This window comes from Flindersiella endophytica, assembly GCF_054779015.1.
Genome location: NZ_BAAGYY010000016.1, coordinates 274,085 through 287,668, shown reverse-complemented (window position 1 = coordinate 287,668; position 13,584 = coordinate 274,085). Strand labels below are relative to the sequence as shown.

The window sequence follows — 13,584 nt, the reverse complement described above, 5'->3', positions numbered from 1 at the left end:
GCGGCACTTGTGGTGGCGGAGCCGATTGCCTCCGCCACCACAAGCTCTCCTCATCCCATCCCCGCCCCTAGACGATCTGTTCCAAGGGGTCGCCGGTCAAGCGCGCGGCGCATGGCGCCGCGCTGGCAAGGCGGAGGAGGAGCCAGGAGGGGCCTCCGGCGATCGACGACAACGCAGCCAGCGTGGATGCCAGGCGTCGCGCGTCAGGCGACCCCTTGGAATAGATCGTCTAGGTCGTGCACGTGCTCCCATTCAACGTGAACGAGCTCGGAGCCGCCGTGTTGCCTGTGTGGGTTCCCTGGAAGCCGATCTCGGTCGAACCGCCGGGGTTGATGGTGCCGTTGTAGCTCAGGTTCCGGGCCGTCACCTGCCCGCTGGCCGGCGAGTAGGTGGCGTTCCAGCCCGACGTGATGACCTGCCCGGGCGGGAGCGTGAACGCCAGGCTCCAGCCTTCGACCGACGTCGTGCCGTTGTTGGTGATCGTGACCCGCGCGGTGAAGCCGGTGCTCCACGTGGACGGCACATACGTCACGCGGCAGGGCCCGGGCGGGCCCGTGGGCGTCACGGTCGGGGTCACGGTGGGCGTGGACGTCGGACTGCCGCTGTCGAGGCCGAAGAACGCGATCGTCATCGCGGCCATGCCGGCCATCGGCAGGCTGTGACCGGCACCCTGGACGCTGATGGCCTCGACCGGTGCCTGCGTTCCCGTACCGCCGTAGCGCGTGCGGGTCCAGGTGGACTGCGGGTGATCGGTGAGTGCCGGGGTCTGGCTGACGCCGAGGACGTTGGTCCACTGCTTGATCTCCTCACCGAAGTTCGGATAGCGCAACGTCGCGTCCTCGGTGCCGTGCCAGACCTGCATACGCGGGCGAGCGCCGGTGTAGCCCGGGAAGGCGTTCCGGACCAGGTTGCCCCACTCCTGCGGGGTGTGGCTGATCTGGCCGTTGGCACACGCGCTGTTCCACATCGAGCCGTCGGTGGTGGCGAAGCAGGCGAACGGCACGCCCATGTACGCCGAGCCGGCCTTGAAGACGTCCGGGTAGTCCCCGAGCAGGACGTTGGTCATCATGGCGCCGGAGGACGCGCCGGTGACGTAGACGCGGTTGGGGTCGGCGTTGCGGTTCTGCAGGACGTAGCGAACCATCGAGACGATGCCGACCGGATCGCTGTTGCCGTTGTGGGTAAGGGCGCCCTGGGTCGAGACGTCGAAGCAGCTGCCGCTGCGGGTCGCCGACGGATAGATGACGATGAAGCCGTACTGGTCGGCGAGGCGGGCGAACTCCGTACCGGAGTAGAAGGCCGGGCCGGAGCCCGTGCAGTAGTGGACCGCGACCAGGATCGGTGGGCGGGCCTGGGTGCGGTCGGGAACGTACAGGTGCATTCGCAGGCCGGTCGGGTTCGTCCCGAAGTTGGTCACCTCGACGAGCGACGCCGCCGAGGCGGTGGGCGTTCGGGACATGAGGAGTCCTGCGAGTACGAGGGCTCCGGCGATCAACAGGGCGACGAAGGCTCGGACGCCGGGCAGGCGGTTGCGGTTGATCGTTGCTGCGTTAGCCACTGGAGGTGACATGCCGCGCTCCTTGTCGGGTGCCCGGCCGGCACGACAGCGCGATCGCTTCCCTCGAAACCTTTCGCAGTATGCATGGAAACGTTTCAGCGTTCAAGAGGGGCGGCGGTACTCTTTCGCACGATCAGCTGAGTCGCCAGCTCGACGCGGTGGTGCTCCAGCTCGTCCCCGGCCGCGAGGGCGACCACGAGGCGGGCGGCCGTGGCGCCCATCTGGTAGAGCGGCTGGCGCACGGTCGTCATCGGCGGCCCGGCCCACTGTGTGAAGGAGAGGTCGTCGAAGCCGACGACCGACAGGTCCTGGGGCACCCGCACGCCGGCCTCGCGGGCGGCTTCGTAGATGCCCAGCGCCTGCAGGTCGTTGGCGGCGAACACCGCGGTGGGCGGCTCCGGGAGAGCCAGCAGCTCACGGCCGGCGCTGAGCCCACCCTCGACGTACAGGGTGGAGTCGACCACCAGCTTCGGGTCGACGCGGACACCGGCGGCGTCCATCGCGGCGCGGAAACCGTCGAGCCGGGCGACGCAACACAGGAACGCCAGCGGGCCGTTCACCATCGCGATCCGTTCGTGGCCGAGCTCGAGCAGGTGTCGCGTCGCGGCCAGGCCGCCGCTCCAGTTGGTGGCACCGACGGACGGAGTCTCGTGCAGCGGCTCGCCGGTCGGATCCAGCGCCACCAAGGGGATCGAACGGCTGGCCAGCTGCAGCTGCTGGTGCGCCGTGAGCTCGGAGAAGACCGCGATCACGCCGGTCGGGCGGCGGGCGAGTACCTGCTCGGTCCAGCCCCTGCCAGGCGTCAGCCGGCCCTGCATCTCGGTGAGGACGACGGCCAGACCGTGGTCGCGGGCGACCTGTTCGACACCGCGGATGATCTCCAACGCCCACAGGGACTCCAGCGCGTGGAAGACCAGCTCGAGGATCGCGGCCGGCGCGCTGTCGGAACGGCGGTAGCCGTGCTCCCGGATGACCGACTCGACGCGCTGCCGGGTGGGCGCCGAGACTCCGGACTGGCCGTTCAGCACGCGGGAGACGGTGGGCGCGGACACGCCCGCCAGCCGTGCGATCTGCGCGACCGTCAGTTTCGGCGACTTCCCCGGCGGCTCTGGGCCCGTCATCGCAGCAGTGTAGATCCTGCGTTTGGCAGGGGTTGTTAGAAATGCAGGCGTGATCCCGTTGCTGCGCCAGATCCGGCCGGACGAATACGCACCCGTCGGTGAGCTGCTCGCCCAGACCTACGAGCCGTACGTCATCTCGCCGACCTACCTCGACAAACTCCGCGACGTCGAGCCCCGGGCGGCCGACTCGATGAGCGAGGTGCTCGTCGCGCTCGATCAGGAGACCGGCGAGCTGCTGGGCACGACCGTGCTGAGCTACGCCGGCAGCCCGCTGTCCTACCTCGCCGGCGAGGCCGACGCCGAGCTGCGCATGCTGGGCGTCAGCCTGACCGCGCGCAGACGCCGGATCGGGTCGACGCTCGTCGACGAGTCGATCGCGCGGGCGCGGCTGGCCGGCAAGCGGCGGATGATCCTCGGAACGATGAGCAACATGCCCGACGCGCAGCGGATGTACGAAGCGCTGGGCTTCACCAAGATCGAGGAGCGCGACGAGACGGCCGGCTTCCGGCTGTACGTCTACACCCTCGACCTGGCGCCGGCGCCGGAGATCCGGCTCGCCCGGCCGTCCGACTACGACCACGCCGGCGAGGTCACGCTGTCCGCGTATGCGGGCGACGGGCTGCTGCCGCCTGGGTCCGACAGTGTTCATCCGGCCCCCGCGGCCTTCGGCCGCACAGGCCCACCCCACTCCTACGCCGACGAGCTGCGCGACGCCAAGCGCCGGGCCGAGGATGCCGAGCTGTGGGTCGCGGTCTCGCGTGACACCGGATCGGTGCTCGGCACCTCGACGTACTGCCCGGTGGGCTCGCCCTACCGCGAGATCGCCCGCGACGACGAGGGCGAGTTCCGGATGCTCGGCGTCGCGCCGACGGCACGCGGGCTGGGCGTCGGCGAGCTGCTGGTCCGCGCCATGCTCCGCCGAGCGCGGGACGAGGGAATGAGCGGCGTGGCGATGTCGAGCGCCCACAAGATGGCAACGGCCCACCGCTTGTACGACCGGCTCGCCTTCCACCGCGACCCCACACGCGACTGGTCACCGATTCCGGGCCACGAGCTGCTGGCGTACGCCCGCGAGGTCTAGATCGATCGGCGCCGGCTAGACGAGGGCGACGGCGTAGCGGTCGATGATCCGGGCGAGGGAGGCGACCACCGTCGGGTCGTATTCGTAGGCCATGCCGAGCCGCAGCTCTTCCAGCGCGTCCTGGCGTACGTCCTCCGCCGTCGAGGCGCCGGCCAGGTCGTCGTAGGCGTTGACGACCTTGATGATCCGGCTCTCCAGCGGCACGTCGATGTCGTCGCCGATGTGTGGCCGCCGGTACTGCTCGGCCTGGGCCTCGACGATCACCGCGACCTCTTCCATCACACCGGTCTGCCGCACCACCGCAGCCCCACGAGCCGCGATCCGGCGCCGCTCGTCCGGCGCCTGGAAGACCGTCGCACCGCCTGGGATCGGGTCGGCCAGGGACAGCTGCCCGAGGTCGTGCATCAGCGCGGCGTAGTGCAGCAGCCGCAGCCGCGACTCCGACAGGCCCAGGTCACGGCCCACGGCCAGCGCGAGCTCGGCCACCCGCCGGGCGTGCCCGGTCTCGGTGTAGCCGCCGACCTCGGTCGTACGGGACAGCGCGCGGATGGTCTGGATCTGGGTCCACCGGATGCCGGTATAGCGCCGGTACGCCAGTTGCGCCAACAGCAGCGGAATGCTCACCAGCGGCAGCGCCCACAGCCCGATCTCCCAGGTCGCCAGCGCGATCAGCACCCCGGTCGAAGCGATCGCCGACCCGATACCGAGGTAGGCCGACAGCTCGTTACGGAAGAACGCGAAGTAGCGCCGGCTCCGCACCCGCCCGGCGTTGACGCCCGCCGCCAGCGCGGCCTCCAGCGGCCAGACCATCAGCACCGCGATCACCGTGACCACGGGATAGCCCCACAGCCGGCCTTCGAGCCAGGCGTTGGCCGCGTCGTCGAGCACCAGCGGCCGGAACACCACGGCCACCGCCGCCACGACCAGCACGTTGCGCGCGATGCTCTCCAGCTCCGACGGGCGCCCGGTCACCACGTGCGGAAGCGCGCCGACCAGCATGCCGACGGCCGCGACCAGCACGGTCTGGAGTACGGAGTGCATCGCCCGGTCGTCGACGGACGGTGAGACCAGCGGCACGTGCGCGAGCAGGGCGTACCCGAGTGCCCCGGCCAGCCCGATCGGCGCCTGCATCCGGTCGTCGGGCAGGCGCAGCCGGACCAGCTCGCCGAACGCGATCAGCCCGCCGAACGCCAGCGCGACCGTCGGCTCGGTGATCCCGTCGACCGCCGCCATCGACACGGCTGCGACCACCAGCAGGGCGGCGCAGAAGACGATCACCGCGGCAGGGTCCCGCCAGTCGGCCCGGCCGCCGAATCGGACCGGGCCGCGTTCGCTGAGGCTCATGACCTGCTGCCCTCGATCTGAGGCGGGTGCGCCGGGTCGTCGTGGTCGTAGGTCGCGCCGCCGGTCGCCTGCGGAACCGGCAGGTCCTGCACGGGAGCCGGCTCCCAGCCGTTGTGGCGTACGGCCTTGACGAAGATGTCGACGAGGTTGGGGTCGAACTGGGCGCTCTTGCAGCGGATCAGCTCTTCGATCGCCTCTTCGACCGGACGTGCGGTCCGGTACGAACGGACGCTGGTCATGCAGTCGAACGCGTCGGAGACGGACAGGATGCGCGCGAAGATCGGGATGTGCTCACCGCGCAGCCCGGCGGGATAGCCGGTGCCGTCGTACCGCTCGTGGTGGTGCATGATGCCGGCGCGCGCGTCCTCGAGGAACGCGATGTCGCCGACGACCTCGACGCCGTGCATCGGATGCAGCTTGATCGCGTCGTACTCGTCGTCGGTCAACCGCCCGTCCTTCTGCAGGACGCGGGTCGGCACGCCGATCTTGCCGACGTCGTGCAGCAGCCCGGCCTGGGCCAGCGCCTCCAGGCGCTCGCCCTCCCAGCCCATCTCGGTGCCCAGCATGCGCGCCGCCCGGCTCACGCGTTCACCGTGGCCGCGGGTGTAGAGGTCCTTGGTCTCGATCGCCTGGGCGAGCGCCTGCAGCGTCGCCTGGTGCGTCTTCTGCTCAGCCGCGAACTGCGCGATCGCCCACCGCGCCACCAGGAGCGGAACGAGCATCAGGACCGCGGCAGCCGGGCCGAGCCGGCCCAACCACAGCACGGCCATCAGCAGCCCGAGATAGGCGTAGCCGATGTTGGCGATGATCGCCTCGGCGAACGTCGCGCGGAGGATGCGGATCAGGCTCCGGCCGGTGTCCAGCCGCAGGATCCCCGTCAGCAGGACGACGTTGGTCAGCTCGAAGGTGAGGATCGCCGCCGTCACCGGAACCAACGTGCGCGGGAACGCTTCCGACGCCAGGGCGCCCGGACCGACACCGCCTCCTAGCGCAACGTAGACCGCCCCGCTGAGGAAGGTGCAGATGACGTTCTGTGTGACGTTGTAGATGCGCCGGATTCGCGGAATGCCGGGTCGCTTCGCCAGCGCGCTGGCGAGCCAGATCGGCGCCGCCCACATGCCAAGAATCGGGTACATGGCCGTGGCCACGACACCGTTGAGGCCAACCACGACATGGCTGCCCATGCGCGACTTCAGATGCTCTACGACAAAGACCAGCAGTGCGAAACACACTGCGTCGAGGGGACGCTCAATCCGAAGCAGGGAGAGGACAACCAGGGGCACTGCGGCGACACAGAGCACCCCGACATATGTTCGAACAGCACGACTCGGCATCCGGGGCATGCCTCACTGCCGTGCCCGGGGAGATAGCCCTAGCCATGCCATGGATCACTCCCACTCGAAACCGTCGCCAGACATGATGGCAACCTCCTCCTTGCACCTGCCCCTGGCCGCGCCGGCGCATCCCCCCATTTCCGTGATCTTGACACACAGATCCGCACGTTCGCTGCGCCCAGCCACGCTCACTAAGCCCGTCCACACACCCACGTCAGCCGCCCATCAGCCGTGGTCCCTATTGCCCTCAGCATGTCGCCCCTGTGATTGCCGAAGGCATCGGTCGCTCTTACGAGTACACGGCGTTGAGACCCTACAGGTCAAGTCTCTCGCCCGAAAACAAGGACTCCATAATGTCACTATCACTGCCCGTAACCTGCACCAGGTCGTGACGTGTCTCACCATTTCCGGCAAACCGCCACGTCGCGACACACTCCCGGTGCATGCGATCCGCCCGATCTGACCGTCAAAGCGATGGATGCCCAGATCACTTAACGGAGTGTAGTAGTCGCTATTCGCGTAAATGATCACGTGTAATTAGTCGGCGAGCACTTAAAGTCGCCAAATTCGCTCGGCTACGTTTCGGTAAACGCACCACTGAACAGAACTGCGCAATTTGCGGTAACCGAGCGTCTAGAGGATGGGTCCGGGGTTGGACACCGCCGGAGAGGCACCGATTGCCCCACACGTACAGTCACGTAAGCTTTGTCGGCAGTGTCGGGAGCCGGTTGACGCAATTGGTCGACCTGGCGAACCCGGCACTGATCAGACGATCTATCCGGAACAGGCGAAGAGGTGACCTGATGGGCAAGGGTGGACGTAAGCGCAGGGACCGCCGCAAGAACAAGGCAAACCACGGCAAGCGGCCCAACAGCTGAACATGCGAAAGACAGCGGCCCAGGAGGAAGATCTCCTGGGCCTTTGGTCTGTTGTCTGATGCCTACCGGTGAGCGGGCCTGCCCGGTCACACTTCCGGCTGCTGCCCCTGGGTCAGCTGGATCTGTACCTGCCGGATCCGCATCTGCACCTTCGCGCGCAGGTCGGACGGGGGCTTGTCGCAACCGCACGAGCGCTGGACCAGCGACTTGACCATGCCTTCCAGGTCGTACTTCTCCAGGCAGGGCTCGCAGTCCGCGAGATGCTCGCGGATCTTGTTGCAGCCCTCGTCATCGTCGTCCATCTCGTGGTCCAGGAAGAGGAACATTCGTTCCAGTGCTTCCGAACACTCGAGGTCGCCGGGCTTGCCGCCGCTCACGACTCCTCGCCGCCCTTCCCGTTCGCCATTGTCGGGATGAATCCACGGTCACGCGCGTAGTCCTCGAGCAACTCGCGCAACAGTCGCCGGCCGCGGTGCAGCCGCGACATCACGGTTCCGATCGGTGTCCCCATGATGTCGGCGATCTCCTTGTACGCGAAGCCCTCGACGTCGGCCAGGTAGACCGCCATCCGGAAGTCCTCGGGAACCGACTGCAGCGCTTCCTTGACGTCAGAATCGGGGAGGTGCTCCAGCGCCTCCGCCTCGGCGGACTTCAGTCCGGACGAGGTGTGCGACTCCGCACGGGCGAGCTGCCAGTCCTCGATCTCCTCCGTACCGGCACGCTGCGGCTCACGCTGCCGCTTCCGGTAGGTGTTGATGAAGGTGTTGGTCAAGATCCGGTAGAGCCACGCCTTGAGGTTCGTGCCCTCGGTGAACTGGTGGAAGCTGGAGTACGCCTTCGCGAACGTCTCCTGCACCAGGTCGTCGGCGTCGGCGGGGTTGCGGGTCATCCGGAGCGCCGCGTTGTAGAGCTGGTCGAGATACGGCAAGGCATCCCGCTCGAAGCGAGCGCTGCGCTCCTCGGGTGTTTCGGTCTTCGCGGCCACTGTCATCGGTCGCGAGGATAGCTCGACTGTGCTAGTGCCCATCGCAGGCGTCCACTCCTGCCAAGTCGAAATGTCAGAAACCAAGCTGGTTTGCCCCGATTCCCAGCGAGGCGGGCACGCCGCTGCAACCACTGATTGCCCTCCAGGAACATTGCTCTCCGTTGGTACGACCTCGTCAACACGGGCGTGGTCGCGGAGATTCCCACCTGGTGGGGTCGAGCGCGGTGGTGATCTATTGCGGGCCCACGATGCGGATGATCCACTCGCCGGCGGCCTCGACGATGATGTCGAGCGCCTCGTCCTGGGTGACCGCCGCCGACTTCGGGACGCGGAACTCGTGACCGGCACTCGGCACGATGGTCAGGTCGACGGACGGCGGGAACTCCTCCGGCGTACCGAACGGGTCGCGCTCCCCCTGCACGACAAGCGTCGGCACGCGGGCGCCGACCAGCTCGTCGAGCCGCGACTTCTCGGGGCGCTTGGGCGGATGCAGTGGGAACGCCAGCGCCAGGCAGCCGACCGCGCCGAGCCGGCGGGCCGTCCGGCAGGCGACCCGGGCGCCTGCGCTGCGTCCACCGAAGAACGTCGGAGTGCGGCTGCGCAGCTGGCCGATCACGGCTTCCCAGGCCCGGTCCAGGCTCGCGGGCGCCGGCGCGACCGGCTTGCCCGCGACGTGCCAGGGCTGCTCGACGCGGATCACCGAGATGTCGAACTCGAGCAGGCCGGCCGAGAGCGCCTCGAGGTCCTGCGCATCCGGACCACCGCCGGCGCCATGGCCCAGAACGAGCGTGGCCCGGACGCGATCCGTGCGGTTGTAGAACAGCCTCGCGAAGCCGTCCGGCGTCTCGACGAGACGCTCCACCTGGCGCTTGATCCAGACCATGGGCAAATGGTCTCAGAACCGCCGGGTGAGGTGAAGGTCTGGTTACAGGGTGATACAGGAAGCGGTCGCGTGGTGCGCCCACTCCGTGGTGGAGGCGATCATCGACAGGTCCGGACCGGGCGAGGATCGCAGGCGGTGAGGATCATCCGGCCGCGGAGCCGGCAGGAGCGTCGTCCCGAGCGGGCGTGCCGCCCAAGCGCTCGAGCACACCTGTCTGAGCGAGCACCGCGAAGCGGTCCGGAACGCCCCAGTGCTCGACCATCCGGCCGTCGACGATGCGGGCGACGTCGAAGACGGTGACGTCGATGGGACGGCCAGTGGGTGGTCCGAAGAACGGACCGGTGGCGGTACCGCGGGCGCGGGCCCGCACCCAGATGGTGTCGCCGGTCTCGATGGCGTCCTCGATGGTGATCGAGAGGTCGGGGATCGCGCGATGCAGGTCTTGGATGGCCGCCCTGACGTGAGCGACGGCCTCCGCGCCGGCGCCGGCCATGCCGAACTGGTGCTCCACCAGATCAGGCGCGCACAACCGGTCGACGACCGTGGTGTCGCCTGCGGCGAAGCCGTCCAGCATCTGCTGCATGACGGCGCGAGCGGTGGACGTGGACGAGGCGGGAACTGTGGTGCTCATGGGCACCTCCTGAAACTTCGTTGCAGTGATGATGCATCCACTGCAGCATCACTGCACTGGACGCATTGATAGTGTTCCCTGATGGCGCGTTCTGTCAAGACCCGATCGACATATCGGCAGCAGCAGGCCGAAGCCACCCGGGACCGCATCGCCGACGCGGCCCGGCGGCTGTTCGCCACCAGCGGTTACGGATCCACCAGCATCGAGTCCATCGCCGCCGAGGCCGGAGTGGGCGTACGCACCGTGTACTCCGCTTTCGGCACGAAACGGGAGATCTTGTCGCGGATCTGCGAGCGGTGGCTCCAGGACGCTCGCGCGCCGGAGCGAGCCGCGGACGTGCTCGCCGAGCCGGACCACGTCCGGCGTCTCTATGCGGCGGCGGCCTGGCTGGGCGGGCTGTACTCAGCCGGGTTCGACGTCGTCATGATCTTCGAGGCGGCCACCGACGAGAGCCCGGAGACCCGCGCGCTGCTGCGATCGAAGCTCGCAGGCCGCAACCAGGCGATGGACGCCATGATCGCCTCGCTGGACGGGCACCTCAGCGTTCCGCTCGCCGAGGCCCAGGCAGTGTTCCGGGCGCTCGCCGCGCCCGGCGTCTACCAGGAACTCGTGGCGGAGTCCGGCTGGTCCCCGGCGGAGTTCGCCCGATGGGCCGGCGAGACGCTCGAACGACATGTGTTCGGCGAGCACCAGAGCCAGTCCTCCACCGTCGGCCAGGCCCCGCGCACCTCGCCCCGCCGAGGCTAGAACGCCCCGAGGCTGTTGCGGTCGAACGGCAAGGGAGCCATCAGATCGGGGCTGTTGTTCTTCACGGAGTTGACCGCGGGCGAGACGGGGTACGCCTCGAGCCGGCCGGGCGCCGCCGGGATCAGCAGCGAGCGCACCTTGTCGACGTCGGTGACGCGAGGGTCCAGCCAGTCGGCGTACTTCTTCGGCTCCAGCATCAGCGGCATGCGGTCGTGGATCTGCCCGACGGAGTCCTCGGCCGTCGTGGTGAGCACCGTGCAGGTCCACAGGAAACGGTCCGGGTCGTCTTCTTCCTTCGACGGGTCGCGCCAGATCTCGTACAGGCCGGCCATCGCCAGCACCGCGCCGTTGCGCGGGCGGATGAAGAACGGCTGCTTCTTGCCCTTCACCTCGCCGTACCACTCGTAGTAACCATCGGCGGGGAGCAGGCAGCGGCGGCGCGCGAACGGCCGGCGGTAGGCAGGCTTCTCGTGCGCGGTCTCGATCCGGGCGTTGATCATCTTGTAGCCGATCTTGATGTCCTTGGCCCATGCCGGCACGAGGCCCCAGCGCACCCTGGTCAGCCGGCGCTCCGGCTTGGCGTCCTCGTCGCCGCCGGGAAACCGGTCGACGATGATCGGGACCTGCCTGGACGGCGCGACGTTGTAGTCCGGCTCCAGTTTCTCGCGTACGTCGACCCGGTCCACCTCGAACTCACGTGCGAGCTCGTCGGCGTCCCGGCTGACGGAGTACCTCCCACACATGCCGCACAGCCTGCCATGTCCGCAAGCCGAGACAAAACTTGTACCAGTGTCGTGCCGACGCAGCGTAGTCTTGGCGGAGGCGCTGACGAAGACGAGTAGCGCCGGGATCAGTGAGCTACAGAGAGCCGGCCGGTAGCTGAGAAGGCGGCGTTCGCCCCTGGTGTGAAGACACTTCCGAGCCATTGCGACAGGAATGAGGCCGCCGCCTCCGGGTGGCGGTGAAGGTGTGGTGGCACCGCGAGTACCCCAATCGCCCACACCCCAAGGGGACGTTCAGAACCCAGTGGGAGGTGACCACCACCATGACAGCTGTCGTTACTCAGCGTACGCTCGCGGCCGAGCTGCCGGCGAAGGCCGGCGAGGCCGTCACGCTTCAAGGTTGGGTCCACCGCCGCCGGCGCCTGGCGTCCGTCACCTTCGTCGTTCTTCGGGACCGCTCCGGACTTGCGCAGATCGTCGTACGCGAACCGCAAGCCGTGGCCCGGATCGAGGAGCTCGGCGAAGAGACCGTCGTCCAGGTCACCGGCCAGGCCGTGGCCAACGAACAGGCACCAGGAGGCGTCGAGGTCGTCGACCCGGCGTTCACGCCGCTGACCGACCCGGCGGCCACACCGCCGATCGAGCTCTGGCGGCCGAACCTCACGGCGGGCCTGCCGACGATGCTCGACAACGCGGCTGTGACGTTGCGGCATCCGATGGCGCGGGCTCCGTTCGAGATCGCCTCCGCGGCGGTCGCCGGCTTCCGGCAGGCGTTGAGCGGGCTCGCGTTCACAGAGATCCAGACGCCGAAGATCGTCGAGAGCGCCACGGAGAGCGGCGCGAACGTGTTCACGCTCGACTACTTCGGCCGGCCCGCGTACCTCGCCCAGTCGCCGCAGTTCTACAAGCAGATGATGGTCGGGGTGTTCGAGCGGGTCTTCGAGGTCGGGCCGGTGTTCCGGGCCGAGCCGCACGACACGGTGCGGCACCTCGCGGAGTACGTCTCGCTCGACGCGGAGTTCGGCTTCATCCGCGACCACCGCGACGTGATGGCGGTCGTACGCGAAGCCGTCGCGGGCATGGTCGAGGCGGTGCGCGCGCAGGCCGCTCCGGCGGTGGAGCGGCTGGGCGTGACGATGCCCTCCGTACCGGAGGAGATTCCGGCGATCCACTTCTCCGACGTGCTGAAGCTGGTCGGCGCGCCGGAGGACGAGCCCGACCTCGCGCCCGCGCACGAGCGCGCGGTCGGCGAGTGGGCTCGGGCGGAGCACGGGAGCGACTTCGTGTACGTCGTCGGCTATCCGACGGCCAAGCGGGCGTTCTACACGCACCCGCAGACCTATCCGGCCGCGGAGCCGTACTGGTCGAACTCCTTCGACCTGATCTTCCGCGGACTGGAGCTGGTCACGGGCGGGCAGCGGCTGCACCGGCACGGAGACTACCTCGCGGTTCTGGAGGAGCGCGGGCTGCCGCTGGAGCCGTTCGCGGCGTACGTCGACACGTTCCGGCACGGCATGCCGCCGCACGGCGGGTTCGCGTTCGGGCTGGAGCGGTTCGTCGCGCGGCTGACCGAGGTGGAGAACGTCCGCCAGGTCACGCTGTTCCCGCGCGACCTGCACCGACTTGCCCCGTAAAAGGCATGTGACGCCCGCCGCAACGGCCCACCCCGGGCTGTTTGCGGCGGGCGTTCAGCGGTATGAAGATCGCATGAGTCTTGTGCGACTGCTTGCCCGGCCGATGCTTGCGACGATCTTCGTGGTCCAAGGCGCGGCCGCGATCAAGAACCCCGAGCCGCTGGCGTCCGCGGCCAAGCCGGTCGTCGACCGGTTCCTGCCGACGCTACGCAAGGTCGCGCCCGCGGCTGTCGCCGAGAAGATTCCCGACGATCCCAAGACGCTGGTCCGCGTCAACGGTGCCGTCCAGGTGCTGGGCGGGCTGGCGCTGGCCAGTGGCCGGGCGCCGCGGGCGGGCGCGTTCGCGCTGATCCTCTCCCTGATTCCGACCACGTTGGCCGGTCACGCGTTCTGGGAGGAAGAGGAGCCCGGCAAGCGTCAGGCACAGCGGGTCCAGCTGATGAAGAACGCCGGCCTGGTCGGCGGTCTGCTGCTGGCCGCCGTCGACACCGAGGGCAAGCCGGGACTGATGTGGCGCGCGCGGCACGGCGCCCGGGAAGCACGGATCGAGGCACGGCGGGCGGCCAAGCTGGCCCGGCGGGAGGCGCACCACGCGGCGCGGCTGGCCAGGAGCGAGACCACGCACACGGCCCGCGAGCTGAAGTCGAAGCTTCCGCACTGATCTCT

Annotated in this window: 14 protein-coding genes; 5 read left to right on the top strand and 9 right to left on the bottom strand. The window is 68.8% G+C overall.

Annotated elements, in window-relative coordinates; all coding sequences use genetic code 11:
* Positions 1-229: 229 nt before the first annotated feature.
* Positions 230-1,570: a CE1 family esterase gene (locus tag ACYVF6_RS18665; RefSeq protein ID WP_460522916.1), complete on the bottom strand. Its 1,341-nt coding sequence runs from the start codon at positions 1,568-1,570 to the stop codon at positions 230-232.
* An 83-nt stretch (positions 1,571-1,653) separates the two neighbouring features.
* Positions 1,654-2,679 carry a LacI family DNA-binding transcriptional regulator gene (locus ACYVF6_RS18660; protein ID WP_460522914.1) on the bottom strand — a complete coding sequence of 342 codons (1,026 nt, stop codon included), beginning with the start codon at positions 2,677-2,679 and terminating at the stop codon, positions 1,654-1,656.
* A gap of 49 nt (positions 2,680-2,728) precedes the next feature.
* Between ACYVF6_RS18660 and ACYVF6_RS18655 the strand changes: the two genes are divergently transcribed.
* A complete protein-coding gene (locus ACYVF6_RS18655) occupies positions 2,729-3,760 on the top strand; it encodes a GNAT family N-acetyltransferase (protein ID WP_460522912.1) in 1,032 nt (343 codons plus the stop codon).
* Positions 3,761-3,775: 15 nt separating this feature from the next.
* On the opposite strand, the gene ACYVF6_RS18650 is transcribed toward ACYVF6_RS18655, so the two are convergent.
* Entirely contained in the window at positions 3,776-5,104 is a 1,329-nt protein-coding gene (locus ACYVF6_RS18650) for an HD-GYP domain-containing protein (RefSeq protein WP_460522910.1), read from the bottom strand.
* Positions 5,101-6,336 (bottom strand): HD-GYP domain-containing protein, encoded by a 1,236-nt coding sequence (locus ACYVF6_RS18645; protein WP_460522908.1) that lies wholly within the window; start codon positions 6,334-6,336, stop codon positions 5,101-5,103. The genes ACYVF6_RS18650 and ACYVF6_RS18645 overlap by 4 nt, the downstream gene beginning before the upstream one ends.
* A gap of 905 nt (positions 6,337-7,241) precedes the next feature.
* Here ACYVF6_RS18645 and ACYVF6_RS18640 point away from each other — a divergent pair.
* A complete protein-coding gene (locus ACYVF6_RS18640) occupies positions 7,242-7,316 on the top strand; it encodes a 50S ribosomal protein bL37 (protein ID WP_460523111.1) in 75 nt (24 codons plus the stop codon).
* Between the two features lie 86 nt (positions 7,317-7,402).
* On the opposite strand, the gene rsrA is transcribed toward ACYVF6_RS18640, so the two are convergent.
* The 4 genes from rsrA to ACYVF6_RS18620 all read right to left on the bottom strand — a co-directional run bounded on the left by rsrA (position 7,403) and on the right by ACYVF6_RS18620 (position 9,815).
* A complete protein-coding gene (rsrA, locus tag ACYVF6_RS18635) occupies positions 7,403-7,693 on the bottom strand; it encodes an anti-sigma factor RshA (protein WP_460522906.1) in 291 nt (96 codons plus the stop codon).
* Entirely contained in the window at positions 7,690-8,307 is a 618-nt protein-coding gene (locus ACYVF6_RS18630) for a sigma-70 family RNA polymerase sigma factor (protein WP_460522904.1), read from the bottom strand. Before ACYVF6_RS18630 ends, rsrA begins: the two co-directional genes overlap by 4 nt.
* A gap of 226 nt (positions 8,308-8,533) precedes the next feature.
* Positions 8,534-9,184 carry an alpha/beta hydrolase family protein gene (locus ACYVF6_RS18625; RefSeq protein ID WP_460522902.1) on the bottom strand — a complete coding sequence of 217 codons (651 nt, stop codon included), beginning with the start codon at positions 9,182-9,184 and terminating at the stop codon, positions 8,534-8,536.
* 142 nt (positions 9,185-9,326) lie between these two features.
* Positions 9,327-9,815 carry an ester cyclase gene (locus tag ACYVF6_RS18620; RefSeq protein ID WP_460522900.1) on the bottom strand — a complete coding sequence of 163 codons (489 nt, stop codon included), beginning with the start codon at positions 9,813-9,815 and terminating at the stop codon, positions 9,327-9,329.
* 81 nt (positions 9,816-9,896) lie between these two features.
* On the opposite strand from ACYVF6_RS18620, the gene ACYVF6_RS18615 reads away from it, so the two are divergent.
* Entirely contained in the window at positions 9,897-10,562 is a 666-nt protein-coding gene (locus ACYVF6_RS18615) for a TetR/AcrR family transcriptional regulator (RefSeq protein ID WP_460522897.1), read from the top strand.
* On the opposite strand, the gene ACYVF6_RS18610 is transcribed toward ACYVF6_RS18615, so the two are convergent.
* Positions 10,559-11,305, bottom strand: a complete 747-nt coding sequence (locus tag ACYVF6_RS18610) for an SOS response-associated peptidase (protein WP_460522895.1) — start codon at positions 11,303-11,305, stop codon at positions 10,559-10,561. The two genes, ACYVF6_RS18615 and ACYVF6_RS18610, sit on opposite strands and share 4 nt — an antisense overlap.
* A gap of 302 nt (positions 11,306-11,607) precedes the next feature.
* Between ACYVF6_RS18610 and aspS the strand changes: the two genes are divergently transcribed.
* Together aspS and ACYVF6_RS18600 are read left to right on the top strand one after the other, a co-directional pair.
* Complete coding sequence (aspS, locus tag ACYVF6_RS18605; RefSeq protein ID WP_460522893.1) at positions 11,608-12,918, top strand: aspartate--tRNA(Asn) ligase; 1,311 nt, start codon at positions 11,608-11,610, stop codon at positions 12,916-12,918.
* Between the two features lie 73 nt (positions 12,919-12,991).
* Positions 12,992-13,579, top strand: coding sequence for a DoxX family protein (locus ACYVF6_RS18600; RefSeq protein WP_460522891.1), 588 nt, complete (start codon positions 12,992-12,994; stop codon positions 13,577-13,579).
* The last annotated feature ends 5 nt before the right edge of the window (positions 13,580-13,584 follow it).